The sequence below is a fragment of the Sulfitobacter pacificus genome (assembly GCF_030159975.1).
Lineage (GTDB): Bacteria > Pseudomonadota > Alphaproteobacteria > Rhodobacterales > Rhodobacteraceae > Sulfitobacter > Sulfitobacter pacificus.
The window spans coordinates 1,538,834-1,562,548 of record NZ_BSNL01000001.1; the positions used below are offsets into that span (position 1 = coordinate 1,538,834).

A 23,715-nucleotide genomic window follows, 5' to 3' on the forward strand; every position below is an offset into this window, starting at 1 on the left:
CAGGCACGTTTTAGTCAAGAAAATGGTTTCATAAAACAGCCTCAAGTGCCGATAAAAGCTGATCTATTTCCGATTGGTTGGTGTAATGTGTAAAGCTAAGCCGCAAAACACCCTTGTCCCCCTCAACCCCCATTGCAGACAGCGCACGGCCTGCATAAAAATCACCGCCCCCGCACATGATGCCATGCTTGGCCAACTCGGCCGCAACTTCTGCGCCCGGCCGGTTCAGGGCCAGTGCAACGGTGGGCGCCCGTTCTGCCGCTTCTGATGGGCCGATCAGACGGACGGAATTGCGCGTCCCCACCGCATTCAGCAACGGTTGCAACAATGTCGTCTCATGCGCGCGCATCAGATCATGCACCGCCGTGCCCCGCTCCGCCGGTGACGCCACCCCGTCAAAGTGATGCGCATAGACCGCATCAATGTAATCCGCCATGCCAGCGCAGGCCGCGATCTGTGCATGATCAGGACCAGCGGGGGTAAACCGTTTATACAGCACATCGCCATTAAAAACATGCCCCTGATTGGGTAGAAGTTCACCCAAGGCGCGGCGGATCACCATCAGCCCCTGATGCGGCCCAAAGGTCTTATAGGCCGAAAACAGATAGATATCCGGCCCCAGTGACCCAACATCAGCAAAGCCATGCGGCGCGTAGGACACCCCGTCCACACAGACAAACGCCCCTGCCGCGTGGGCCAAGGCGGTGATTTCCACCACCGGGTTGATCTGCCCGACCACGTTGGAACAATGCGGGAAACACACCAGACGCACTTTCTCGTCCAGCAGGTTTTCCAGATCATCCGGGTTTAATGCGCCGGTTTCGGCATCCACACACCATTCGCGGATTTCGATACCGCGCTCCGCCAAGCGGCGCCAGGGTCCGGTGTTGGCCTCATGATCCTGATTGGTGACGATGATCGCCTCACCTGCCTGCAACAACTGCCCAAACGCCTGCGCCAGAACATAGGTGTTCTGCGTCGTAGAGGGCCCGAAACTCAGCTCATCGGTTGCCACCCCAAGGATCGCCGCCATCCGTGTGCGGGCCTCGTCCATCTCCTGCCCGCCAAGGCTGCTGGCCTCGTAAGCGCTATAAGGCTGCACCTTGCGTTGGGTGTAAAAGCGAAACAGCCGGTCGATCACCGGCTTGCAGGTGTAAGACCCGCCTGCGTTTTCAAAGAAAGCCTGCCCCTGCAAGGACGGCTCGGCGAAGGCGGGGAATTGGGCGCGCACCCAAGCGGTATCAAGTATCTGTTTTGTCATCCCAACAGCGTCCAACGAAACGCCCGGCAGGTCAAACGCAAAAGCCCCGATGCAGCAAGGCACCGGGGCTTTTGTCAGGTCATTTCAGCGCGGCCAAATGGCCGTTGCCTTACTTGTTCTCAGCGCGCTCGCTTTGCAAGCCACGGAAGATGCAATAACACATCAATAGCAGCACCACCGTGAACAACAGCCCGGTTGAGATCACCATGGATTGCAACGCCGCCAGACCACCGCCCAGCAACAGGGCAATCGCCACGGCCCCCTCAAAAATACACCAGAACACTCGCTGCGGCATTGGCGCGTCGATCTTGCCGCCTGCGGTGATGGTATCAATGACAAGGCTGCCGGAGTCCGATGAGGTCACAAAGAACACGATGACCAGAACAATCCCGATGAAGGATGTGATCGAGGCCAAAGGCAATTCGCCCAACATCTTGAACAGCTGCAAGGGAAGCCCCGCATCCTGCGCACCGGTGAACCCGTCCGCCAGTACCTGATGGATCGCCGTGCCGCCAAAGATCGACATCCAGATCACACAGACCATCGATGGGATCAGCAGAACGCAAATCACAAATTCACGCACCGTCCGGCCACGGCTGACGCGGGCAATGAACATGCCGACAAAAGGCGACCAGCTGATCCACCACGCCCAGTAAAACGCCGTCCAGCCTTGGGAGAAGTTCACATCTTCACGCCCGAACGGATTGGCCAAGGCAGGCAGATATTCGACATAGGCCTTCAGGCTGTCCCAGAAGAAGGCGAACAGGAAGGCTGTTGGCCCAACGATCAGCGTGAAAATCGCCAGCAAACCGGCGAGCCCCATATTGATCTCTGACAGGATCTTAACCCCGCCATCAAGGCCCCGCATAACAGACACCAAAGCCACGGCAGTGATGACAGAAATCAGTACCACTTCTGTGGTCTTGCCGATGGGCACGCCAAACAGCTCGTTCAAGCCTGCATTGGCCTGTGTCGCACCAAAGCCAAGAGAGGTCGCCAGACCAAAGAGCGTGGCAAACACCGCGATGATGTCGATCACATGCCCCGGCCAGCCCCAGATGCGTTCCCCCAACAGCGGATAAAACGCCGAACGGATCGTCAGCGGCAACCCTTTGTTATAAGTGAACAAAGCCAGCGCCAGCGCAACAGTGGCATAGATCGCCCAAGGGTGCAGCCCCCAGTGATAGATCGTCGCCGCCATGCCAAGCCGTACTGCCCCCGCTTCATCCCCGGTTGCAGCACCCAAAGGGGCCCAATCCGTGCGCAATCCGTTCTCACCCACAGCTGTCTCACCAAAGGAGGTAGAGAAATGCGTCAAAGGTTCGGATACGCCGTAAAACATCAACCCGATGCCCATGCCGGCGGCAAACAACATCGCGAACCACCCCATATAGGTGTAATCCGGTGCCGCATCCGCCCCCCCCAGACGCACAGATCCGAAAGGTGACACAACCAGCAAAAGTGCAAAAATCACCACAAGATCCGCCGCACCAATCAGGAACCAGTCAAAGTTCTTGGTGGTGAAACTGAACATGGAAGAGAACACCCCCGCCGCCTGTTCAGGCAAGGCGAGAGTATAGAAAACAAACGCAACAATGGCCGCTGCGGAGATCGCAAAAACCGGATTGTGGATATCAAAACCGATGCGACCAAGCGAGCCATCGACGTTGTCCTGTCCGATCTCATAATCGGTATCGATAATATCTGCGGCCCCTTCGGGCTCCGGTATTCCCTGATTGGAAGTGGCATCTGTCATAGAGATGTCCTTTTCTTGAGTTTGATTGGAACGGAAGTCCCCCCTCCGTCACCGGTCAGCAGAACACATGGTACATGGGAACTGACGGCGGTTTTCGGCTGCCCATGCGCCGAACGCGACATCCGTGCCGCGCAAAAGCGGGCAGCTACAGCACTTTCACAGTGCCGACAGTTGGTTCAAAGGTCAATCAGATGTTAAATTTACAGCGCGGCAGTGATCCGCGCGGCATTGGCCTTGATCACATCCATATCACCCATCGTCCCCGGCGGGCGAATTGCCACACCTTCATGACGGGGATGAATGTGGAAATGCAAATGGAACACTTCTTGCCCACCGGCCGCTTCGCTGAACTGGAACAGGGAGATCCCATCTGCGTCAAAGGCTGTCTTTGCCGCATTCGCCACCTTATTCACCGTCGCCATACAGGCCGCAAGCTGTTGCGGAGTGGCATCCAGAATATTGCGGCAAGGAGTCTTGGGGATGACCAGACAATGCCCCTCCGTGCGCGGCATGATATCCATGAAACACAGCGTCTCGTCATCTTCAAAGACCTTGATGCTGGGGATTTCCCCCCGCAGGATTTTGGCAAAGATGTTCTGATCATCATAGATGTCTGACATGTGGATCTCCCTGGTTTCCTGACCTTCTAGGCGCTGGTTGCGGCAAGCTCAACCTTGCGCGCGGCCAATCGCAACAAGCCGATGGAATAAAGCCGATGCAGCGGCGTTGCCAGCCGAACCAGCAGCGGCAACTGTCCGGTGTTACGGCCCACAACCGCAGAACCAAAGATCAGCCGCGTTGTGCCATCCTCCTGTGCTGCCACCGCCAGATAAGACCGCGTTGTCCCAGCATTGTCACAAAGCAGGATTTCCGCGCTGCCCCGTGCCTCGACGGTCCAGATAGCAAAAGCCTCGCTGCGCCCCTGCGCCAAAGCCACCACATCACTGTCATGGATCTTTTTGCGCAGGGCCAGACTCAACACCGCGCGCTCAAGCCGGAACAGCCAAGTGGTGTAAAACGCGGTGATGAAGGCAGGCAAATCCACCTGCCCCGCATATGCGGTCTCAAAGCAATCAGTATAGGCCCCGTCACGCCCGACATAGGCGTTCAGCAAGGCCCCCTCCGGCACGCTGCATTCCTGCACCCTCATGCGTTTACATCAACAACAACGCGTCCCTGCACCTGCCCCTTCAGGATATCAGCGCCGAGCGCTGGCAAATCAGACAGGGTCGCCGGGCGCACCATCGCTTCCAGCTTATCCATCGGCAGATCGCGGGCAATCCGCTCCCAGGCGCGCAAACGGTTGTCATAGGGCTGCATCACACTATCAATGCCCAAAAGGTTCACACCGCGCAACAGAAACGGAATGACCGTCGCCGGCAAACCGGCCCCCCCGGCCAGACCAACAGCCGCAACGCTTGCGCCATATTGCATCTGGCCCAGAACCCGCGCCAGCATCGCACCGCCCACAGCATCCACACATCCGCCCCAGGTTTCCCCTTCCAGCGGACGTTTCACGGTCTCGTTGATCTCCTCACGCGCCACAATCCGGCTTGCCCCCAGCGATTTCAGATAGTCCGCTGTCTCCGGCCGACCGGTCACACCGGCAACCTCATGACCCAGCTGTGCCAAAATCGCCGTTGCTACCGAACCGACACCGCCGGCAGCTCCAGTCACCAGAACCGGACCATCTTTGATGCCGTGATCCTCCAGCGCCATCACCGACAACATCGCGGTGAAACCCGCCGTGCCCACCGCCATCGCCTGCCGAGTATCCAGCCCCGCTGGCAGCGGCACCAGCCAGTCCGCCTTGACCCGTGCCTTCTGGGCATAGCCGCCCCAATGGGCCTCTCCCACACGCCAACCGGTCAGAACCACCTTATCCCCCGCCTTATAGCGCGGATCATCCGAGGCCTCGACCGTGCCCGCAAAATCAATGCCCGGCACATGGGGATAATTGCGCACCAACCCGCCACCAGGCCCGATGCACAGGCCATCCTTGTAATTCACCGTGGAGTATTCGACCGCAACGGTCACATCCCCTTCGGGCAGCTGATCCAACGACATCTGCGTCACCTCAGCCGAGGTTTTCCCCTCATCATCCTTACTTACCAACAGCGCATTAAACATCGTCTTCTCCTCTTCAGGGCCTTCGCCCGATTTTCACCTTGCCTCTAAAGCACCCAAGGTCCGCAGGCAGAGCCTCCGACATGCGAAACCTGCCACTCTGGCCTAGGCCCAGAATTTTTCCCTGACCACAGCCTCGCGCGCGCCTTCAGGTGTCTCCACCCGGACCGCCGTGCCATCGTCCCAATGGGTCATGCGCACCATGCCAATCGCCACATTTGTCTTGAAATCAGGCGACCAGGCCGCAGAGGTCACCTGCCCCACAGCTTTTCCGCCCACCGTCACCGGCCAGATACGGTCACAACCGGGCACCCTGTCACCGGAAATTTCGATCGCGCGGATCTGCTGGATCGGCCCTTCCTTGGCAACGCGCAACAAAGCATCCCGCCCCATGCAGCCAATCGCCGTCTGCGTATCACAAAACCGCCCCAGCCCGCATTCATGAGGGGTATTGTCGTCATTCATGTCATTGCCATAGCTCAGCAGCCCACCCTCAACCCGTTCGATGCCATTGGGACACCCGGCGTGCACGTCCAGATCCCTGCCCGCCTCCATCAAGGCGTTCCACAAGGGCATTCCGATATCGGAGCCTTCAACGTAGATCTCAAACCCACCCTGTTTGGAATAGCCCGACCGCGCCACAAGCAACGCGCGGCCCTGAAACTCAAACCAGCCGAAACGGAAGAACCGAATATCACGCACTGCGTCGCCAAAGACCCGCGCCATCAATTCATCCGCTTTTGGTCCCTGCACCGCCAGCGGGCTGACATCGGGTTCATCAACCAACACATCCAGACGATAGCCATTGGCGATCCCCTTGACCCAATAGAGCAGATCACTATCGGCAATCGAAATCCACCAACGGTCCTCGGCCAGCTTCACCGCCACCGGGTCATTCAGCATGCCACCGGTCTCATCGACAATCGGCACGTAAAAACACTGCCCCGGCAACATGCCTCGCAGATCGCGCGGGGTCAGCATCTGCATCAGCCGCGCCGCATCCGGCCCGCGCAGTTCCACCTGCCGCTCGCAGGCCACATCCCAGACCTGTACCGCCTCTTTCAAGTGGCGATAATCCTCTTCCACACTGCGAAATACCGTGGGCAACAGCATGTGATTGTAGATCGTATAGGCTTTCACGCCAGCCGCTTCGACCCCTTCGGAAAACGGGGTGCGGCGCAACCGGCGCGACGGTGAAATCAGGGCCATCAGGCATCCTCCGGCATGAAGACAATATCAGTTGTCGGCGCGGATTGCCCTGAAGCCGTCAGCATCGCATGCACCTGACCGCGATGATGGGTTTGATGGTTAAACATATGGGTGATGCAAAGCGCGACAGGCTGGGTGAAATCCCTTTGCATCCCACCAGAGTACCAGGTCATTTCACCTGCCAGATCCAGGTTGGACAAAGTCTCTCCCCAGATCCGGATCCGACCATCCAGACGGAACCGCGCCGCCTGCCATTCTCCGCGGGTGGCCATGTAGTTGGTGCTTTCGCTTCCCGGTACGTCTGGCAGATCTACATCACTGCAAAAGCGGCTCATCCACAGGGTATCTGCCCAGAGGATATGGTTCAGCGTATGCATAATTGACCCGAAGAAAGCCTTGTGATCGCGCCATAAAGCATCTTCATCCATAGCTTTAACAATGTCCACGATCTGATTGTTTTGCCATGCATTATAGCGCGCTATTGTCAGAACATAGCCCTTGTCGATCATGGGCGTGGACCTTTCCAGTCAATCGGGCAGATCTCGGCTGATTTTCCGCCAAAGTCCCAGACCCGACCATAATCGCGCACCCGGCTTTTCAGGCCGGTTGCCGCAATGATATCCGGGCCCATCCAGTATTTGGAGTTTGAAATCATCACCGGATGCTCTGGTGATTTGCCCGCCAGCATCTCGATCTCTCCCTGAATTTTACGGCCAATCTGGATCGAGCGCTTGGTGCCCTCACGCAGGATCTGTACCGGCGCACGTTCCGCCCCTATGATCTCGGAAACCAGCATGGTGAACAATCCAGTTGTCCCCCCTGCGGCCCCCGAGAATATCTGCAAAATGCCGTTATAAGCCTTGCCGCTGGCGCGTTCATCGACATAGGCGGCAACCTTCCAGTTGCCCTCGCCCATGCGCCCGGGAATATCGACCAGCAGACCAACATTCAGCCCGCCCAGATCCTCGCCCTCGTAATGGCCTTCATCAATGGCAATTGCCATCCATGCGTGACAATGGCCCTCGGTAGGCGGATGCCCGCCCAGCGACACCACGCAGGGGCAGAACACTTCACAGGAACAGTTCAAAAACAGCTCCCCCTTGATCGCCCATTCGGTTGGATTGCTGTCGCGCCGCCCGGGGTTGGGCATGCGCTGGTCAATACGTTGCGAGATTGCCAAGCGATCCGCATCAGGTCTTTTCTTAACAGCCATGTTATCCTCCGGTTATCATTTGTATCTGGGGCCATGCGGCCACGGCAACAGCGCCGAGGATCAAGGCAAAACCCATTGGTTTCGTGATATAATGTCCAATCTGCGGCAGCTTTTCCACCACCATAAACAAGGTTGCGATCCCCATCCAGGCAAGGTTCATCACGCCGCCGGCAAACCCCAACGCCATAAATCCCCAGCAACAGCCAACGCAGAATGCGCCAAGGCCCAGCCCCATGCGCAGACCGCCAGCAAATCCAGTGCGCCAGTGGCCCAGGAAATACATGGTTGGGGAATGGCAAACCCCGTGGCAAATCTCTTTGGTACGGGTGAATTGGAACAGCCCCACCGCCAGCAGCAATCCGGCGGCAAACCAGCGCGACCTGGCAATGCCCAGCATATCCACCACACCGCCAAACAGCAGCGCCAGCTGAACCGCTGCGATCAACGCGGCAAAGAGCAGCCAAACCGTGAAATAGCCAAGAATCACCCCCAACCACCCGGCGCGCGTGCCATTGGCACTGACCATCAGATCCTCATAGGCGCGCAATGTCGGTACCATGGTCGGCAACATCATCGCCGCCATCATCGCCCCCCACATTACAAACAGCGGTCCGAAATTGGCCATCGGCATATACATCGGCATGCGCGGATCCATCATTCGCATCCGTTCGCCCATCTCGCCGGGACGGCCCAACAGGTCGACATCCATGTCCATCGCCATCAGATACATCATCACCCAAGACGCAAGGATCAGCGCAAAAAAGCCCAACCAGAGTGATGTGCGCACCGCAGCCGTCATGAAATCCCCTTCGACTCGCCTTCTTGCCTTTTTAATGTCAGACAATTAAAAGCCTCGCAAACATTAAATGTAAGACATATGAAAATAGACCCGCAAAACCCCGCTGATCTGTCGGCCCAGATTGCCAATGCCATCCGTGACGCGATTGTCTCCGGGGATCTGATTGTGGACCAACGCCTGCCCTCGGAGGCAGAGCTTTCCGAGCACTTCAATGTCTCGCGCCCCACGGTGCGCGAGGCGTTGAAAAGACTGGCTGCACAATCGCTTATCCGCACACAACGCGGGGCCACGGGCGGGGCTTTTGTCAACAGGATCAGCTTTGAAGAGGCCTATAGCCAGCAAATCACCACCTCGACCCTGCTGTTGTCGATGAACGCGGTCAGCTTTGAAACCGCCTGTGAGGCACGGTATGCGCTGGAACGCGCCTGCGCCCCACTCAGTGCGCAACGTCGCAGCGCAGATCACCTCGCCACCATGCGGGCCGAATGCTATCGCCAGTCACAACCGGGCCTTACCGACGAAGCCTTTTGCGCGTCCGACGTCGCTTTTCACCGGGCATTGGTGGACGGAGCGGGCAATCCGGTGATGTCCTACCAACTTGCCGGCGCGGTGGAGGCAATGCAGCCCCTGATGAACATGATCACCTTTACCGCGCGTTCACGGGAGGAAATTGTCGCCCTGCACACCCGTGTTGCAGATGCGCTTGAAGCGCAGGATGCCATGGCTGCCGACACGGCACTGAATGATCTGGAGCAATATACCCTGCACCTGGGCCGTGATGTGATGGCCAAACGGGCAAAATCACGCGAAAGCCTGACCGAGACCCATTGATTAGACGCAACGCCTGCCCTATATCTACCTTGTCCTTCGGGACTATGAACATAAACGCGCTTGTAATAATCGGATCGGACCCGGGGGCGGTACCCGGCGACTCCACCAAAACATCCTTCATTTGGGGATCATGGGGTCGAAATAGGATCGACGAACGCCTAAAGAAGTTAGCTTTGTTTCGGCTGGGTGCCACCGTATCGGCCCAAACTGTACAATTGCAAATGACAATCGTGCTCCAATGGCGATGGCTGCGTAAGCAGTTTCAGCTATTGAAACTTAACTCCTTGGGTTTAGCGACCTAAGGCGGGGCCTGTCGGAGCCTGGCAACAGAATCCGACACCTTTTCCCCTCCATTTCACCCTTTTGCCTTGGCAGAGGTCGATCTTGCGCTATCTGAGCGCAAGCAAATGTTGTTCATCACCGTTGGACCACGCTTTCTCGGAACAACGGTTCAGCCAAAGGGCATCCAAATGGACCTGAACCCCGATTGGGAATGCGTCACCGACACCGTGATGGGTGGGGTGTCAAAAGCTCATGTGGCAACCACCGCGTACAACGGGCGGCAAGCCACAAGGTTGCGCGGAGAAGTCTCGCTCGATAACAACGGCGGCTTTGTTCAAATGGCCTTTGATGTGGCCGAGGGCGGCGGCACTCTGGATGCCTCGCCGTTTGAAGGCATTCAATTGGACGTCTGGGGCAATGCCGAAGTTTATGATCTGCGGCTGCGCACGGATCAGCTTGAGAAACCCTGGCATTCTTATCGCGCTGATTTCATGGCGAAACCGGAATGGCAATGCATCCACATCCCCTTCGCGGACATACGGCCCCACCGGACCACCATCCCTTTTGCCCCCGCTCGCCTGCGCCGTATCGGCGTCCTTGCCATCGGACGTGCCTTTCACGCCGATATCGCAATATCCGGCGTCCGCCTGATCTGAGCGCGCTTGACTATCGTGCCGCGTCACTGCACCCTGCCCTTATGGGGTTCAACCGCGAACGCCCCGTGAGGCTTTGGCCAGAGGTTCGCATGTATCCAGAATAAGGACGCATGCCATGGCTGCCCCGAATGAAATTTCCGTCCCTCAACTGTTGCGCCTGATCGGCCTGCCCGATGCGCCTGTCTTGGTCGACATCTCGATCGATCCCGACTTTGCGGATGATCCTTTCCTGATCCCCGGATTTTTCCGTCATCCCCACACGGATTTTGGCGGGCTGGTTGCAAAACTGGATGGGCGTCCCAGCATTATCGCCTGCCAAAAAGGCATAAAACTATCCCAAGGCATGAGTGCGATGCTGCGCAATCAAGGGTTAAAATCGGAATATCTTGGCGGCGGCAATTACGCCTGGCGCGATCACCCACAGGCACCGCGCATTCCGGCTACATCGATCCCCGATAAGATCGCAGGCCGCACGCTCTGGGTCACCCGCCACCGCCCCAAGATCGACCGTATTGCCTGTCCGTGGCTGATCCGTCGGTTTATCGACCCGACGGCAGAATTCCTCTTTGTCTCTCCTGCCGAGGTCAATGGCGTGGCAGAGCGTTACGGGGCAACCCCGTTTGATATCGAAGACACATTCTGGTCGCACCGTGACGACAGATGCACGTTCGATACCATGTTGGATGAATTTGCCCTGCACACCGCCCCCCTGGACCGTCTTGCCACAGTTGTTCGTGCGGCGGATACCAACACACACGCGGCCAGCCCCGAAGCGGCGGGGCTGCTTGCCTTTTCGGTGGGTCTGTCACGGCAATACAAGGATGATCTGGCCCAGCTTGAGGCGGGCATGGCGCTGTATGACGCGCTTTACCGTTGGGCACGGGATGGTCAAGGCGAAGGCCATGACTGGCCCGGCGGCAAAGCATGAGCACGCCAGGCTGGTCCGACATGACCCGGGTGTTTGGCCGCATCGGGCTGTTATCCTTTGGCGGTCCGGCGGCCCAGATCGCCCTGATGCACCGAGAACTGGTGGAAACGCGCGACTGGCTGTCCGAAACGGCCTACCTTCGGGCCCTTTCCCTGTGCATGCTTTTGCCGGGGCCGGAGGCCATGCAGCTGGCAACCTATGCCGGTTGGCGCATGCGCGGCACAGCCGGTGGTATTCTGGCAGGGCTGTTGTTTGTTGTCCCCGGTGCCTTGGTGATCGCGGTTCTGGCGCTGGGATACGCTTATTACGGCGCGCTGCCGCTGGTGCAGGCGGCCTTTCTGGGCATCAAGGCCGCGGTGATCATTGTGGTGTTTCAGGCCCTGCGCAAAGTGGCGGGCAAAGCCTTACATGGGAAACAAGGATGGGCGCTGGCCGTGCTGTCGTTTCTGGGCCTTTTTGTGTTGGGGCTGCCCTTTCCGCTCATCATCCTTGCGGCAGGCCTTTGGGGAATGACGACGCGCAGCGGAGCTGCCACAGGAATTGACCCCGCGCCTGCCCGCAAGGCCCAGAGCCTTAGAACCTTAATGGTCTGGGGCCTGCTTTGGGCCACACCGCTGGTGCTGCTTTGGGCATTGGATCAGACATTTCTGCTGCAATTGGGGCTGTTCTTTTCAAAACTTGCGGTGGTGACATTCGGTGGAGCCTATGCGGTGCTGGCCTATATGACCCAGACCGTGGTGCAGAATTACGGCTGGATCACCACGGCGCAGATGATTGATGCCCTTGGTCTGGCCGAGACCACACCGGGGCCGCTGATTCTGGTTACCGAGTTCGTGGCCCTGCTGGCCGGGTTCGCTCAATCAGGCGTTTCCGGTGCCATCGCTGCTGGCGCAATCGCACTTTGGGTCACCTTTACCCCCTGTTTCTTATGGATATTCCTTGCAGGCCCGTACCTTGAACGTATTTCTGCGCAGCCTCGCCTTGCTGGCGCCTTACAGGCAATCACAGCCGCTGTTGTGGGTGTTATCGCCAACCTGTCGCTGTGGTTTGCGATGCATGTCCTGTTTGATCAGGTCAACGCCGCTGCCATACTGGCGATGCCGCTGCCGGTCTGGACCAGCTTCAACCTACCGGCTGCCTTGCTTGCGGTACTGGCCGGCGTGCTGATGCTGGTCCTGAAGCGCGGATTTGTTGTGACAATGCTGATTTGCGCGACAAGTGCTTTGGCAATTGCGTCGGTTTGACCTCACACCCCCCTTCCCCTTACCCTCAAAAGAAGTATGGTACGCGCAACTAAGGGACGCACCGAGGGACTGATGAGCCGCGAGATTGACTATGGCAACCTGATGCATGACGCGATGCGGGGCCTGATCCGCAAAGTGTTGTTGGACGTGGCCGACCGTGGCTTGCCCGGCGACCACCATTTTTTCATCACCTTTGATACCTCCCATCCTGATGCCGAACTGGCCGATTGGCTGTCAGACCGCTATCCCGGTGAAATGACTGTTGTGATGCAGCATTGGTATGACGGGCTGGACGTGACCGAGGACGGGTTTTCCATCACCCTGAACTTCGGCGATGCGCCAGAACCGCTTTATATTCCATATGATGCAATCCGCACCTTTGTGGATCCTTCCGTCGAATTTGGTCTGCGTTTCGAGCAGCAAGAGAACGAAGACGCGGATAGCCCGGAAACTCAGGATGTGGCGCCAGAGCCAAAGGCGGATCTCTCCGCCCCCCCGAAAGAGACCAAAAGCAAAGACGCTGAAATCGTCTCGCTTGATTCTTTCCGAAAATAGCGCGCTCTTTCTAGAATTGGACGGGCTTTCCTGCGGTCCTCCGATTGCGCTGACCCAAGGTCGGCGTTACACCCCAATGGAACATATCAAGGCAAGATCAGGAGCCCCATCATGGCCGATACCCGCACAGAAACCGATAGTTTTGGCCCGTTGGAAGTTCCTTCCGATAAATATTGGGGCGCACAGACCCAGCGTTCGATCATCAACTTTCCCATTGGTTGGGAACGTCAGCCGGTGGCGATTGTCCGCGCTTTGGGTGTGATCAAAAAGGCATGTGCCGAAGTGAACCTTGGCTTTGGTGATCTGGACGCTGAACTGGCTCCAGCAATCAAACAAGCCGCGCAGGAAGTGATCGACGGCAAGTTTGACGACAATTTTCCGCTGGTGGTCTGGCAGACCGGTTCCGGCACCCAGTCGAACATGAACTCCAACGAAGTCATTTCCAACCGCGCGATTGAAATTCTTGGCGGGGTGATGGGCTCCAAATCTCCCGTCCACCCGAATGACCACTGCAACATGGGGCAATCGTCAAACGATACATTCCCAACGGCCATGCATGTGGCAATTGGTATGGTGGCCCGTGATACCCTGCTGCCCGGCTTGCGCAAATTGCACGCCGCGCTTGAGGCAAAATCGGAAGAGTTCAAAGACATCATCAAGATCGGCCGCACCCATACGCAGGATGCAACGCCTTTGACACTGGGTCAGGAATTTGGCGGCTATGCCCATCAGATGGCCAAGGGCATTGCCCGTGTTGAGGCTTGCCTGCCTGACATCTACGAGCTGGCCCAAGGCGGCACAGCTGTGGGCACCGGGTTGAACACCCGTAAAGGCTTTGCCGAGAAAGTCGCAGCAGAGATTGCCAATATCACCGGCCTGCCCTTCGTGACCGCGCCCAACAAGTTTGAGGCGCTGGCCGCCCATGACGCGATGGTGATGTTCTCCGGCGCGCTGAAAACCGTCGCTGCTTCGATGTTCAAGATTGCCAATGACATGCGCCTGCTGGGGTCTGGTCCACGCTCTGGGTTGGGCGAGCTGATCCTGCCGGAAAACGAACCGGGTTCTTCGATCATGCCGGGCAAGGTGAACCCGACACAGGCCGAGGCGCTGACCATGGTCTGCGCCCATGTGATGGGCAATGATGCCGCCGTCGGTTTCGCCGGATCACAGGGTCATTTCGAACTCAACGTCTATAATCCCATGATGAGCTATAATGTCATCCAATCCATGCAGTTGCTGGGTGATGCCGCAGGCAGCTTTACCGACAACATGGTCGTGGGCACACTGGCGAATGAGCCGCGTATCGAGAAGCTGATGAAGGAAAGCCTGATGCTGGTCACGGCCCTGGCTCCCACCATCGGCTATGACAATGCCACCAAGGTGGCCAAGACCGCTCATAAGAACGGCACAAACCTGAAAGATGAAGCGATTGCACTGGGTTTTGTCGATGCGGAAACCTTTGACCGTGTGGTGCGCCCTGAAGATATGATTGGCCCCAAATAGGATCGATTGATGAGCACGCCGATTAATCTGAACAAGGTCAGAAAGGAACGTGCCCGCGCGTCCCGCAAGGCCCGCGCAGATGAAAACACCGTGCGATTTGGACAGAGCAAGGCAACAAAAGAAAGTCTGAGAACGCGCGCGGAAAAAGACGCGCGCGCGTTGGAGGGGCATAAACGCGAAACATGAGCGGCCGCCCTGTCAAACACTCCGTCACCCTCAAGGGGCATCGCACGTCGGTGTCTCTTGAGGATGAATTCTGGAACGAGTTTCGCGATCTGGCTGATGAGATGGACCTGCCGATCAACGCCCTGGTCGCGCAAATTGACGAGGCGCGCGGATTGGACATGGGGCTTGCCTCAGCGATCCGGCTGTTTGTGCTGCGCGCATTAAAGGATCGTTTACCAAACAGCGGTTAGGGTCAGAAGATGCAATCTCTGTCTTCACCTCTTACCACGCAAGAGTGGATTATTGATCTCTTCAGCTCGCGTGCTGCCGCGACCGGCGGTGTTGTTCGAAGAAAAAAGCGCGATATCGAACGCTATGTTGGCATGGAAGAATTCAAGGCAGAGCTGCGCAGGCGTGGCTTCCATGCCATAGAAAATGCGGGACAAATCGTGATTTTTTGCAACCAGGAAGCTGTCCGCGCAGTTTTGTAGTCGTTTTCTTTCAAAGAAAACGCTCGGAAACTTTGAAAGTTTTCGCCTTGCTAGGCCACCGACGCGTCAAAAATCTTGCCGATATTCGCACCCAAAGCCGCGTTGAACCCCTCATCCGTCATTTTGACGTTCAACCCTTCTGTCAAAGCCCGTGAAAAGCTCGCAATCATCTTGCTGTTCTGGCCCAGCCGCGCACAGGCATCATCGGTTGAATACCCGCCCGACAACGCCACAACCCGCAGCACGTTTGGATGATCCGCCAGCGCATCATAGATGCCCGGCCGCTCTGGCAGGGTCAGCTTCAGCATGACGATCTGATCTGCCGCCAATGCCGCGACATGGCGCATCAGGGCTTTTTCCAACATCTCTTCGGCCTCAGCCTTGGTTTCGGAATGAATATTCACTTCCGGCTCAATGATCGGCACCAGACCTGCGGCACAGACCTGTCGCGCCACCTCCATCTGCTGTGCCACAACCGCTTCGATCCCCGCCTCATCCGCAGAATGGATGACCGAGCGTTCCTTGGTGCCGAAAATTCCCGCTTTGCCGGCACGGGACAAAAGGTCCGCCAGATCTGGCATCGGTTTCAGCAATTGCACACCGTTCGCCTCGTCCTCCAAGCCCTTGTCGATCTTAAGGAAGGGCACAACACCGCGATCTTCCCACAAAAGCTGCGCCACGGGCTTACCGTTGATCTCGCCATCCATGGTGCGCTCAAACAGGATCGCGCCAATCACTTTTTCAGAGGTGAACCCATCCGCCAGAATGATCCGCGCGCGCATGTCATGCATCGCCTGAAACATCTCTGCATCACCGTTGTAATCGCTTGGTTCCACGCCATAAAGGCTCAGCGCCTTGGGGGTGGAGCCGCCGGATTGATCCAGTGCCGCAATAAAGCCTTTGCCGCTTTCCATCTGCGCTTTTTGTGCTGCGTTAAGTGCCATGGCCGTCGATCCCCGTCATTTTGATTCCGCTTGCAGGCGTATCTAATCCAAAGCGGCGGCGGATGATAGAACCTACCGCCGTTCCAGCCGCAACCAGATGCCTTTGTCGGACCGTACCGTCAAATGCGCCACGGGCACAGGAACGCGTCCGGGGTCCGCCACCACCCGGAAATCCCGCAAAATCCACGAAAGGATCAATGGCCCCTCCACCATGGCAAAGCCCGCACCGGTGCAAACACGCGCGCCAGCCGAAAACGGGATATAGGCGTCACGGCCACATTTCCTGCCATTCTCGCCCTGCCAGCGGGCCGGATCAAACCCGTCGGGATTCTCCCACAACCGTTCGTGCCGGTGTAGATGCCAGGGGCTTAGCACAATTTGTGATCCCTTGCCGACTTCGCGATCCCGAAACTGTTCAGGGCATGTTGCTTCGCGTACCATCATCGGCACCGGCGGATAAAGCCGAAGCGCCTCGCGGAACACATCGCGGCTGAGGCGTAGTTTCGACATCACGCTGAAATCGCAAGTCTTTAGCGCCTGTGCCTCTTCTGCAAGCTGATCCTGCCATTCGGGATGGGTTGCCAGCAGATAAAGCGCCCATGCCAAGGCAGAGGCACTCGTCTCATGCCCCGCAAGAAAGAAAATCGCGACCTGATCAACCATTTCAGCTTCGTCAAAGCGCGCGCCGGTGACCGGATCAACCGTGGTCATGATCTTGGTCGCCAAATCATCCGGTGCGCTGCCCGCTTCAATCTCCTGCATCCGTTGATGGGTCAGTTCAGTGATCAATGCGCGGATTTTTTCTGCGCTGGCTTTGGTGCCTTTGCGGAAAAATCGCGGCATCCAGCGGGGCAGCGGGATGAAGGCGGCGAGGTTCAGCAGAGGTTGCGAGCGCTGAAAGATACGGAATTCATCAAAAACTGCCCGCGCAATCTGATGTTCGATGGGAATGGAAAACAACGTCCGGCAGATCACATCAGCGGCCACATGGCTGGTCACTGCCTCGATTTCCACCATCTCGCCTGCACGGGTATCCAGTCGCGCGACAGCGGCTTCGGCGGCCTCCCACATAGCAGGAAAAACCTCGCGCAGCCGCCCGCCCTCAAATGCCGGATCAATGATGCGGCGTTGGCGTTTCCATGCCTCGCCATTACTCAGAAACACACCGGTGCCCAACAAGGGGCGCAGGCCTTCGCTGACCCGCTGGGACTTTGGAAAATCATCGGGACGGTCTTTCAGCACGGTTTTGATCAATTCCGGCTGGTTGATCAGATAGCTGCGGAAAAACGGCGTTTTAAACTCGGCCATCCACGCCCGATAGAGCCGCGCAGGCTGGGCCGACAGAATATCGGTTCGAAACAATTTGGCATAGCGCCAAAGCGACACTTTGGCCGGTCGGCTGGGGGGTTTGGGCGGCAGGGTCATGCGGCAACCGAGGTGTATTTGCTGACCGCGCGGGTGATGCGTGACTTGCTGGGCGGGCGATCTGCATATCTGCTGCCCAATGTCATCGGTCCGGCGGTGATCTGGAAATAATCATAATCCTTGGGCTGATCAAAAGCGCAAAGATATTGAAAATGCAGCCGGAAAAACCGCCAGCGCAGTGTTTTCCAGCGTTCAGGGCTTAACGTCTGGGTAAAAGCGGCGGAAAACACCAATGGCCATTGCTTGCCCTCTGGGGCCACGCCAGACACTGACACCGGATCACACAGAGCAAAAGAGCATCCGTCTCCCGGGGCTGTTACATCTACCCAAGTCAGTTCGTCACATGCGGAGAGATGGCGCAAGTCGCCGCGCAAGCGGTTGGCGTCGGGCAGGAAAGAAACCATCGGCACCACCTGTCCCAAACTCAGAAACGACAGTGCCGGACCAGATGCAGGCACCCTGCCCTGTCGGATCAGATCCGCAAGGATCGACACCCCCAGATGCGCACCAGAGGAATGGCCGACAACCAGAACCTCCTGGACATCCTCCTGCAAGGCCTGCGCAATGACATCGGTGAAAACCGCAATCCGTGCCTCAAGCTCTGGCGGATTGGCCCCTTTGGACGAAGCCGAATAAGAGTAATCATGCATCAGGTAATAGGCATAGAACTTGCCATCCAACTTCTTGAACCAACGCAACAAGGCCACGGCGCTTAACAACCCCACAGAAGCGGCCACTGCCGTGCCGCCAAGTGCGGCATCTTCCGGTCCCGTCACCAGGCCAACCAAAAGCGCCGTTCCATATCCCGCTACCTGCCCGAAGCCCCAGCCGAGGATCGCGGCCAGCACCAGTTGCACCAGCAACATCCCCACCGGATAAAGCGCAGCAATCACTGGCCCCTTGCGCAGCTTCATCATCCGCCACAGGGCCCCTGACCCGATATAGACCCAAGCCGTGCGGATCAGTTGCAGGTATGTTGCAGGGATAGAGCTGTCCATGGAATCGCGCACGATGTCGGACCAGACCAGCACGTCAACATCCGCCTGCACCTCTGCCCCGTCAATCCGCGCATCCACCAACCACCCGTAATGCGCCCCTTTGGGTTTGGGTTTAAGCGCGATCTCATAGCCAGAGATCCCCGCCTGTGCCGCGCTTTCCTTGCGGTACAACTCGCGGTAGCGGCGCGGGTGGATCGGATCATAGCCGGGAATGTAAAACACCCGGCGCTTTCTCACGCGGTCTGAAGATGTCTTGCCCATAGCGCCCTCTTTGATCCCACCTTATCCGCGATTTTTCGCAAGAGTAAGAGCTTGGGCGAGTCGCGTCAGCCCAACATGCCAAGAGCAGGAAAAGTATCCAAGAGCCAGAAAGCCAGCGTTGTGAAGGCCCCTGTGACCATCATCAGCCCGACCACCACCAGCAAACCGCCCATCACCCGCTCAATGGTTTTCATATGACGTTTCAGACGGTTCATTACCCCCATAGCGCGGGTGATAAACATGGCCGCCAGCAGGAACGGGATGCCCAAACCGGCGGCATAAACCCCCAGCAACAATGTCCCTTTGGACACAGAGGCTTCGGAAGCCGCCAAGGAAAGGATCGCGCCCAGCTGTGGCCCGATACACGGGGTCCAGCCAAAGGCAAAAGCAAGGCCAAGAACATAGGCCCCAAAGCTGGAACCACCCTTGTCGCCTGCATCCAGCCGCGCCTCTTGATCAAGGAAGGGAATGCGGAACAAGCCAAGGAAATGCAGACCAAAGACTATGATCACCACACCCGAAACTTGCGCAAAAAGCACCTGATTTTGCAGGAAAAACGCCCCAAAGGCCGAGGCTGTGAAGCCAAGGATCAGGAACACCGTGCTGAGCCCCATGACAAAGAACAGCGCGGCAATCACCGCCTTGCGCCGGCTTTCTTCCTGCGTGGACATATCGTTCAGGGAAACCCCGCTCATATAGGCCAGATAAGGCGGCACAATGGGCAACACACAGGGGCTAAGAAAACTGACAACACCTGCAATCAGGGCGATCAGCATGGCGGGCAAAAGGCCCGCATCAATGAGTTCAATTCCAAACATGCCACCATCCTTAGACCCGATTGGCAGGGGCGTCACGCGGCCAATGGTCACAAGGCTGTGGACCTGATGTAACAACTGGCGTACTGCGCAGGGCATGAAAACACATGAACTTGATGCCACCGGGCTGCTATGCCCCCTGCCCGTGCTAAAACTGCGAAAACGTCTGGCGGGTCTTGCACCGGGTGAACAGATTGCCATGCGGGCGGATGATCCCGCTGCGATCATCGACGTACCGCATTTCTGTGCCGAGGCCCGTCATACATTGGTCGAAACCCGCGAAGAGGAAGATGCGCAGATCTATCTTGTGCGCAAAGGCAATTAGAGACAGCTAAGGCCCCGGCACGCCAGCTTGCGCCCTGTCCAAGACACGCAGCATATTTCCCCGCGAACGCAAAAGGCAGGCCACAAGGGCCTGCCTTTTTCATTACTGGCGCAATCTCCTAGCGGCCCAAAGACCACCAGCCCTTTTTCTTGGGCTTCTTGGGTTCTTCCTTGACCGGCTCCGCGGCGGCAGAGGCTGCCAAGGGTTCCGGTGTAGACGTCACAGCCACAGGTTCAGGCACCTGCGTGTCAGCAATCGGTGCCTCTGCAACCGGTGCGGCCGGCGCGGCGGTTTCTTGTGCGACTGGCGCTGGCGCAGCTGTTTCGACCTTTTCCGCAGCCTTTGGTTTGGGCTTGGCGCGGCTGGCGCGCGGCTTTTTCAGCTTGGTTTCTTTGGTTTCCTTGGCCACCTCGGCCTTGCCGTCTTCAACCGGCGTGTCCTCGCCCGAAGTTTCCTCTGCTGCCTTTGCCTTTTTCGAGGTCGCAGTTTTAGAGGTGGCGGTGCTGCGCTTGCGGGGCTTCGGTTTGGGCTTTTCCTTGACCTCTGCCGGTTCTGATACAACTTCTGACGCAGATGCATCGGTATCGGCCGCCGCTTCTGCAACCGCTTCGACTTCTACCTTTGGCTTGCGAGTCCGGCTGCGCGAAGTGGGCTTCTTCGGCTTCTCCTCAGCAGTATCGCTCGCGCTCACCTCGGCAGCTGTATCGCTTTTCGGCGCATCGTTCTGTGTTGCGTCAGCTTGCGGCGCATCGCCCTGTGCGGTGTTCTGATCGCCAGACTGTGCGGCATTCTGATCCGCATCATCCGAACGGTTCTCGTTATTGCCGTTTTCACCACCGTTCTTGCCACGGCCGCCACGGCTGCGGCGACGACGGCGTTTGCGCTTGGGTTTCCCATCCGCATCAAATTGCTGTTCGCCGTTGTGATCACGTCCGTTCTGCTGCGATTTAGAGCGGGAGTCGTCGGCTTCTTCCTCAGCAGCAGCCAAGGCTTCGGCGGCTTCCGCCGCTTCGGCTTCTGCCTCGTCGATCTGATCCATCAGCGACGTATCGACAGAGACCACATGCGCACCGGCAACAGGCACATTGCGGGTTGCGGTTTTGAATTTCTCCATCGTGAAATCGGGGCTGACCAGATGCGGATCACCTTCGATACGCACAGCCATGCCGTAACGCGCTTCAATCTGCGCAACATGTTCACGTTTGGCGTTCATCAGGAAGTTGGCGATGCCAACCGGTGCCTTGATCAACACCTCACGGGTGCGACGGCGCGTGCCCTCTTCTTCCATGTGGCGGATGATTGACAGGGCAAGGCTGTCATCCGACCGGATCAAACCGGTGCCGTGACAGGCCACACAGGGCTGTGTCGTGGCCTCGATCATGCCGGGGCGCAGACGCTGGCGTGACATTTCCATCAGGCCAAAGCCGCTGATCCGGCCCACCTGAATGCGCGCACGGTCGGTCTTCAGCTTGTCCTTCATCATCTTTTCGACAGCCGTGTTGTTGCGGCGTTCGTCCATATCGATGAAGTCGATGACGATCAGACCAGCCAGATCACGCAGGCGCAGCTGGCGGGCCACTTCGGCGGCGGCCTCAAGGTTGGTTTTGGTCGCGGTCTGTTCGATCGAGCCTTCTTTGGTCGCACGGCCAGAGTTGACGTCAATTGCCACCAGCGCTTCGGTCACACCGATCACGATATACCCGCCCGAGGGCAGCTGTACCGTGGGGTTGAACATGCCGGACAGGTAATCCTCAACTTTGTAACGGGCGAAGAGCGGCAGGTTTTCCTCGTAGCGCTTCACGTTTTTGGCATGAGACGGCATGATCATTTTCATGAAATCCTTGGCGATGCGATAGCCGCGTTCGCCTTCGACAAACACCTCGTCAATGTCGCGGTTATATAGATCGCGGATCGAGCGTTTGATCAGGTCACCTTCTTCGTAAATTTTCGCAGGTGCGATGCTCTTCAACGTCAGCTCGCGGATCTGCTCCCACAGGCGCTGCAGGTATTCATAGTCGCGCTTGATCTCGGCGCGGGTGCGTTTGGCACCGGCAGTCCGCACAATCAGACCTGCCCCCAAAGGCACGGTGATTTCGTTGGCGATTTCTTTCAGCTTCTTGCGGTCTGCGGCATTGGTGATCTTACGGCTGATGCCGCCACCCCGCGCGGTGTTTGGCATCAGGACACAATAGCGCCCGGCAAGGCTGAGGTAAGTTGTCAGGGCAGCACCCTTATTGCCGCGTTCTTCCTTGACGACCTGCACCAGCAGGATCTGACGCATCTTGATCACTTCTTGGATCTTATAGCGGCGCGGGCGTGGTTTACGCACCGGGCGGATGTCTTCGCTGTCATCCTCATCCGCAACAGACTCGATGCTTTCATCCTTGGATGTCGCATCTGCCGCTTTTGGCTCTTCCGCATCGTCGTTGGTGTCAGTGTCATCGTCTTTGGCGGCATCGCCATCCGTTGCAGCCACTTCGTCAGTGGCTGTTTCTTCGTCGGCGTCATCATCTGCGCTGACTTCCGGTGTCTCGATGGGTGTTTCCGGCACCCGCTCCATCGGAGAGGAGGCTTCGTTAGCATCGACTTCAACGTCATCATCATCGCTTAGATCGACGGTTTCCATACCCTCGATCTCGGTGGATGTCTTGGCATCCCCGGACACGGCATCCTCTGCCTTGGGCTTTGCACGGCTGCGCGAACGTGACCGGCGCTTGGGTTTGGCCTCGTCTTCGTCCTTGCTGGCCTGTGCTTCGGCATAGGCGCGCTCTTCTTCAAGCAGCGCCTGACGGTCGGCCACCGGGATCTGGTAATAGTCAGGATGGATTTCAGAGAAAGCCAGAAAACCGTGGCGGTTGCCACCGTAATCCACAAAAGCGGCCTGCAGGGACGGCTCAACGCGCGTCACCTTGGCCAGATAGATGTTGCCAGCTAGCTGGCGTCTGTTCTCTGATTCAAAATCGAATTCCTCGACCTTGTTTCCGTCAACCACAACAACGCGGGTTTCTTCCGCGTGGGTGGCATCGATAAGCATTTTTTTAGGCATGTTTTCACTATGCACAGCACATGCGCCAGATCAGCCCCCGGGGGAGCTTGTGACGTTGCGGTGTGGCTTGTCAGGGCGATGGATGGCGGTGCCAGCATAGCGTACAGCGAAACGGGGCCTGAAAAGGCCAGTCCATTCCTGCTCGTAGCTTCTGCGCGCGTCATCGCGGTTCTTCTCCGATACGGTCATGCCTATCCGGCCTGCCGCATCCATTATTTACTGAACATCTTCGGGGTCTGGCCCATCCAACATCAGCGGTTCTCTGGCCGTTTCCGGCCCAATCGGTCTGCATGCGTGCCCAGCTTGGGGCTGCCGCAAGCAGCGAATCTCTCATTCAAGGATCTGTGACGCCTTAGCGCGACTTACCCGTGATCCTACTAGATAAGGGGATTGTCCCTGAGAACACAATGGGCAATGTTCGCCCACTTCAGCAAAACCACCCTTTGCACGGGGCTTGCTTGACAAAATCTGCCTGATCAGGCTCATCTGATGCCGCGCATGCTGCGCCTGAAAATATTCAAACCGCGACCAAGCGCGGTGCCCCTGACCAACGACCCAAAGGACCTTCCATGCATATTCTGACCCGCTCTGTTCTTGGCTTTTCCCTTTTGGGACTTGTCGCCTGTGATGAATTGGCAGTGGCCAATGATCCTGTCGCCCTGGCCGATCTGCGGGGCCAGAAAAGCTGTGTGGCTGCGGTTACTGCGGAAACCGGCGCTGCCAATGTCGCCATCAACACCACCATTCCGGTGATTGAGGTACAGCGCTTTATCGTGGATGTGCCGGGGGGTGGGATGTGGACCTGCGTGACCGATGCAAATGGCAAGGCACTCGAGATCGTCGAACGCAAAAACGGTTGATGCCCGCGCTTACAGTCAGGC

The 23,715-nt window shown here is 57.7% G+C and carries 25 protein-coding genes and 1 other RNA gene; 12 read left to right on the forward strand and 14 right to left on the reverse strand.

Features of this window, described 5'->3' with window-relative positions; all coding sequences use genetic code 11:
* Window positions 1–28 precede the first annotated feature (28 nt).
* The 9 genes from QQL78_RS07760 to QQL78_RS07800 all read right to left on the reverse strand — a co-directional run bounded on the left by QQL78_RS07760 (window position 29) and on the right by QQL78_RS07800 (window position 8,365).
* A complete protein-coding gene (locus QQL78_RS07760; RefSeq protein WP_284372197.1) occupies window positions 29–1,261 on the reverse strand; it encodes an aminotransferase class V-fold PLP-dependent enzyme in 1,233 nt (410 codons plus the stop codon).
* A 109-nt stretch (window positions 1,262–1,370) separates the two neighbouring features.
* Window positions 1,371–3,017 carry a BCCT family transporter gene (locus QQL78_RS07765; protein WP_284372199.1) on the reverse strand — a complete coding sequence of 549 codons (1,647 nt, stop codon included), beginning with the start codon at window positions 3,015–3,017 and terminating at the stop codon, window positions 1,371–1,373.
* 200 nt (window positions 3,018–3,217) lie between these two features.
* A complete protein-coding gene (locus QQL78_RS07770) occupies window positions 3,218–3,637 on the reverse strand; it encodes an HIT family protein (protein WP_284372201.1) in 420 nt (139 codons plus the stop codon).
* Between the two features lie 26 nt (window positions 3,638–3,663).
* Window positions 3,664–4,167 (reverse strand): hypothetical protein, encoded by a 504-nt coding sequence (locus QQL78_RS07775; RefSeq protein ID WP_284372203.1) that lies wholly within the window; start codon window positions 4,165–4,167, stop codon window positions 3,664–3,666.
* Window positions 4,164–5,147 carry an acryloyl-CoA reductase gene (gene acuI / locus QQL78_RS07780; protein ID WP_284372205.1) on the reverse strand — a complete coding sequence of 328 codons (984 nt, stop codon included), beginning with the start codon at window positions 5,145–5,147 and terminating at the stop codon, window positions 4,164–4,166. Before acuI ends, QQL78_RS07775 begins: the two co-directional genes overlap by 4 nt.
* Window positions 5,148–5,249: 102 nt before the next feature.
* Window positions 5,250–6,353, reverse strand: coding sequence for a dimethylsulfoniopropionate demethylase (locus QQL78_RS07785; protein ID WP_284372207.1), 1,104 nt, complete (start codon window positions 6,351–6,353; stop codon window positions 5,250–5,252).
* Window positions 6,353–6,862 (reverse strand): DinB family protein, encoded by a 510-nt coding sequence (locus QQL78_RS07790; protein ID WP_284372209.1) that lies wholly within the window; start codon window positions 6,860–6,862, stop codon window positions 6,353–6,355. The genes QQL78_RS07785 and QQL78_RS07790 overlap by 1 nt, the downstream gene beginning before the upstream one ends.
* On the reverse strand, window positions 6,859–7,566 hold the full coding sequence (locus QQL78_RS07795) for a DUF1326 domain-containing protein (protein WP_284372211.1): 708 nt from the start codon (window positions 7,564–7,566) through the stop codon (window positions 6,859–6,861). The genes QQL78_RS07790 and QQL78_RS07795 overlap by 4 nt, the downstream gene beginning before the upstream one ends.
* 1 nt (window position 7,567) lies before the next feature.
* A complete protein-coding gene (locus QQL78_RS07800) occupies window positions 7,568–8,365 on the reverse strand; it encodes a DUF2182 domain-containing protein (protein WP_284372213.1) in 798 nt (265 codons plus the stop codon).
* A 78-nt stretch (window positions 8,366–8,443) separates the two neighbouring features.
* On the opposite strand from QQL78_RS07800, the gene QQL78_RS07805 reads away from it, so the two are divergent.
* The 10 genes from QQL78_RS07805 to QQL78_RS07850 all read left to right on the forward strand — a co-directional run bounded on the left by QQL78_RS07805 (window position 8,444) and on the right by QQL78_RS07850 (window position 15,020).
* The gene (locus QQL78_RS07805; protein WP_284372215.1) at window positions 8,444–9,196 is read left to right on the forward strand and encodes a FadR/GntR family transcriptional regulator; all 753 of its coding nucleotides are present in this window, start codon (window positions 8,444–8,446) and stop codon (window positions 9,194–9,196) included.
* Window positions 9,189–9,537: a transfer-messenger RNA gene (gene ssrA / locus QQL78_RS07810) on the forward strand. Before QQL78_RS07805 ends, ssrA begins: the two co-directional genes overlap by 8 nt.
* Before the next feature lie 129 nt (window positions 9,538–9,666).
* Window positions 9,667–10,134 (forward strand): CIA30 family protein, encoded by a 468-nt coding sequence (locus QQL78_RS07815; RefSeq protein ID WP_284372217.1) that lies wholly within the window; start codon window positions 9,667–9,669, stop codon window positions 10,132–10,134.
* 115 nt (window positions 10,135–10,249) lie between these two features.
* Window positions 10,250–11,062, forward strand: a complete 813-nt coding sequence (locus QQL78_RS07820; RefSeq protein ID WP_284372219.1) for a chromate resistance protein ChrB domain-containing protein — start codon at window positions 10,250–10,252, stop codon at window positions 11,060–11,062.
* The gene (gene chrA, locus QQL78_RS07825; RefSeq protein WP_284372221.1) at window positions 11,059–12,306 is read left to right on the forward strand and encodes a chromate efflux transporter; all 1,248 of its coding nucleotides are present in this window, start codon (window positions 11,059–11,061) and stop codon (window positions 12,304–12,306) included. The genes QQL78_RS07820 and chrA overlap by 4 nt, the downstream gene beginning before the upstream one ends.
* A gap of 72 nt (window positions 12,307–12,378) precedes the next feature.
* Window positions 12,379–12,861 (forward strand): SspB family protein, encoded by a 483-nt coding sequence (locus tag QQL78_RS07830; protein ID WP_284375495.1) that lies wholly within the window; start codon window positions 12,379–12,381, stop codon window positions 12,859–12,861.
* Window positions 12,862–12,972: 111 nt separating this feature from the next.
* Window positions 12,973–14,364 (forward strand): class II fumarate hydratase, encoded by a 1,392-nt coding sequence (fumC, locus tag QQL78_RS07835; RefSeq protein ID WP_284372223.1) that lies wholly within the window; start codon window positions 12,973–12,975, stop codon window positions 14,362–14,364.
* A 9-nt stretch (window positions 14,365–14,373) separates the two neighbouring features.
* The gene (locus tag QQL78_RS07840) at window positions 14,374–14,550 is read left to right on the forward strand and encodes a DUF4169 family protein (RefSeq protein WP_284372225.1); all 177 of its coding nucleotides are present in this window, start codon (window positions 14,374–14,376) and stop codon (window positions 14,548–14,550) included.
* Complete coding sequence (locus tag QQL78_RS07845; protein ID WP_284372227.1) at window positions 14,547–14,780, forward strand: ribbon-helix-helix domain-containing protein; 234 nt, start codon at window positions 14,547–14,549, stop codon at window positions 14,778–14,780. Before QQL78_RS07840 ends, QQL78_RS07845 begins: the two co-directional genes overlap by 4 nt.
* A gap of 9 nt (window positions 14,781–14,789) precedes the next feature.
* A complete protein-coding gene (locus tag QQL78_RS07850; protein ID WP_284372229.1) occupies window positions 14,790–15,020 on the forward strand; it encodes an N-(5'-phosphoribosyl)anthranilate isomerase in 231 nt (76 codons plus the stop codon).
* A 50-nt stretch (window positions 15,021–15,070) separates the two neighbouring features.
* Here the strand turns inward: QQL78_RS07850 and QQL78_RS07855 are convergent, their stop codons facing one another.
* The 4 genes from QQL78_RS07855 to QQL78_RS07870 form a co-directional block, all read right to left on the reverse strand.
* A complete protein-coding gene (locus QQL78_RS07855; RefSeq protein WP_284372231.1) occupies window positions 15,071–15,964 on the reverse strand; it encodes a fructose bisphosphate aldolase in 894 nt (297 codons plus the stop codon).
* A gap of 72 nt (window positions 15,965–16,036) precedes the next feature.
* Entirely contained in the window at window positions 16,037–17,389 is a 1,353-nt protein-coding gene (locus QQL78_RS07860) for a cytochrome P450 (protein ID WP_284372233.1), read from the reverse strand.
* Window positions 17,386–18,648: a hypothetical protein gene (locus QQL78_RS07865; protein ID WP_284372235.1), complete on the reverse strand. Its 1,263-nt coding sequence runs from the start codon at window positions 18,646–18,648 to the stop codon at window positions 17,386–17,388. Before QQL78_RS07865 ends, QQL78_RS07860 begins: the two co-directional genes overlap by 4 nt.
* 65 nt (window positions 18,649–18,713) lie before the next feature.
* Complete coding sequence (locus QQL78_RS07870; RefSeq protein WP_284372237.1) at window positions 18,714–19,466, reverse strand: cytochrome c biogenesis CcdA family protein; 753 nt, start codon at window positions 19,464–19,466, stop codon at window positions 18,714–18,716.
* Between the two features lie 94 nt (window positions 19,467–19,560).
* On the opposite strand from QQL78_RS07870, the gene QQL78_RS07875 reads away from it, so the two are divergent.
* The gene (locus QQL78_RS07875; RefSeq protein WP_284372239.1) at window positions 19,561–19,788 is read left to right on the forward strand and encodes a sulfurtransferase TusA family protein; all 228 of its coding nucleotides are present in this window, start codon (window positions 19,561–19,563) and stop codon (window positions 19,786–19,788) included.
* A gap of 118 nt (window positions 19,789–19,906) precedes the next feature.
* On the opposite strand, the gene QQL78_RS07880 is transcribed toward QQL78_RS07875, so the two are convergent.
* Window positions 19,907–22,834: an Rne/Rng family ribonuclease gene (locus tag QQL78_RS07880; RefSeq protein ID WP_284372240.1), complete on the reverse strand. Its 2,928-nt coding sequence runs from the start codon at window positions 22,832–22,834 to the stop codon at window positions 19,907–19,909.
* Window positions 22,835–23,403: 569 nt separating this feature from the next.
* Here QQL78_RS07880 and QQL78_RS07885 point away from each other — a divergent pair.
* The gene (locus QQL78_RS07885) at window positions 23,404–23,694 is read left to right on the forward strand and encodes a hypothetical protein (RefSeq protein WP_284372243.1); all 291 of its coding nucleotides are present in this window, start codon (window positions 23,404–23,406) and stop codon (window positions 23,692–23,694) included.
* The last annotated feature ends 21 nt before the right edge of the window (window positions 23,695–23,715 follow it).

Coding starts and splice junctions, on each gene's coding strand:
- chrA (WP_284372221.1), top strand. CDS start 11,059: ATGAGCACGCCAGGCTGGTCCGACATGACCCGGGTGTTTGGCCGCATC.
- QQL78_RS07865 (WP_284372235.1), bottom strand. CDS start 18,648: ATGGGCAAGACATCTTCAGACCGCGTGAGAAAGCGCCGGGTGTTTTAC.
- QQL78_RS07885 (WP_284372243.1), top strand. CDS start 23,404: ATGCATATTCTGACCCGCTCTGTTCTTGGCTTTTCCCTTTTGGGACTT.
- QQL78_RS07775 (WP_284372203.1), bottom strand. CDS start 4,167: ATGAGGGTGCAGGAATGCAGCGTGCCGGAGGGGGCCTTGCTGAACGCC.
- QQL78_RS07830 (WP_284375495.1), top strand. CDS start 12,379: ATGAGCCGCGAGATTGACTATGGCAACCTGATGCATGACGCGATGCGG.
- QQL78_RS07850 (WP_284372229.1), top strand. CDS start 14,790: ATGCAATCTCTGTCTTCACCTCTTACCACGCAAGAGTGGATTATTGAT.
- QQL78_RS07805 (WP_284372215.1), top strand. CDS start 8,444: ATGAAAATAGACCCGCAAAACCCCGCTGATCTGTCGGCCCAGATTGCC.
- QQL78_RS07870 (WP_284372237.1), bottom strand. CDS start 19,466: ATGTTTGGAATTGAACTCATTGATGCGGGCCTTTTGCCCGCCATGCTG.
- QQL78_RS07840 (WP_284372225.1), top strand. CDS start 14,374: ATGAGCACGCCGATTAATCTGAACAAGGTCAGAAAGGAACGTGCCCGC.
- QQL78_RS07795 (WP_284372211.1), bottom strand. CDS start 7,566: ATGGCTGTTAAGAAAAGACCTGATGCGGATCGCTTGGCAATCTCGCAA.
- QQL78_RS07880 (WP_284372240.1), bottom strand. CDS start 22,834: ATGCCTAAAAAAATGCTTATCGATGCCACCCACGCGGAAGAAACCCGC.
- QQL78_RS07875 (WP_284372239.1), top strand. CDS start 19,561: ATGAAAACACATGAACTTGATGCCACCGGGCTGCTATGCCCCCTGCCC.
- QQL78_RS07800 (WP_284372213.1), bottom strand. CDS start 8,365: ATGACGGCTGCGGTGCGCACATCACTCTGGTTGGGCTTTTTTGCGCTG.
- QQL78_RS07765 (WP_284372199.1), bottom strand. CDS start 3,017: ATGACAGATGCCACTTCCAATCAGGGAATACCGGAGCCCGAAGGGGCC.
- fumC (WP_284372223.1), top strand. CDS start 12,973: ATGGCCGATACCCGCACAGAAACCGATAGTTTTGGCCCGTTGGAAGTT.
- QQL78_RS07860 (WP_284372233.1), bottom strand. CDS start 17,389: ATGACCCTGCCGCCCAAACCCCCCAGCCGACCGGCCAAAGTGTCGCTT.
- QQL78_RS07820 (WP_284372219.1), top strand. CDS start 10,250: ATGGCTGCCCCGAATGAAATTTCCGTCCCTCAACTGTTGCGCCTGATC.
- acuI (WP_284372205.1), bottom strand. CDS start 5,147: ATGTTTAATGCGCTGTTGGTAAGTAAGGATGATGAGGGGAAAACCTCG.
- QQL78_RS07845 (WP_284372227.1), top strand. CDS start 14,547: ATGAGCGGCCGCCCTGTCAAACACTCCGTCACCCTCAAGGGGCATCGC.
- QQL78_RS07760 (WP_284372197.1), bottom strand. CDS start 1,261: ATGACAAAACAGATACTTGATACCGCTTGGGTGCGCGCCCAATTCCCC.
- QQL78_RS07770 (WP_284372201.1), bottom strand. CDS start 3,637: ATGTCAGACATCTATGATGATCAGAACATCTTTGCCAAAATCCTGCGG.
- QQL78_RS07785 (WP_284372207.1), bottom strand. CDS start 6,353: ATGGCCCTGATTTCACCGTCGCGCCGGTTGCGCCGCACCCCGTTTTCC.
- QQL78_RS07855 (WP_284372231.1), bottom strand. CDS start 15,964: ATGGCACTTAACGCAGCACAAAAAGCGCAGATGGAAAGCGGCAAAGGC.
- QQL78_RS07790 (WP_284372209.1), bottom strand. CDS start 6,862: ATGATCGACAAGGGCTATGTTCTGACAATAGCGCGCTATAATGCATGG.
- QQL78_RS07815 (WP_284372217.1), top strand. CDS start 9,667: ATGGACCTGAACCCCGATTGGGAATGCGTCACCGACACCGTGATGGGT.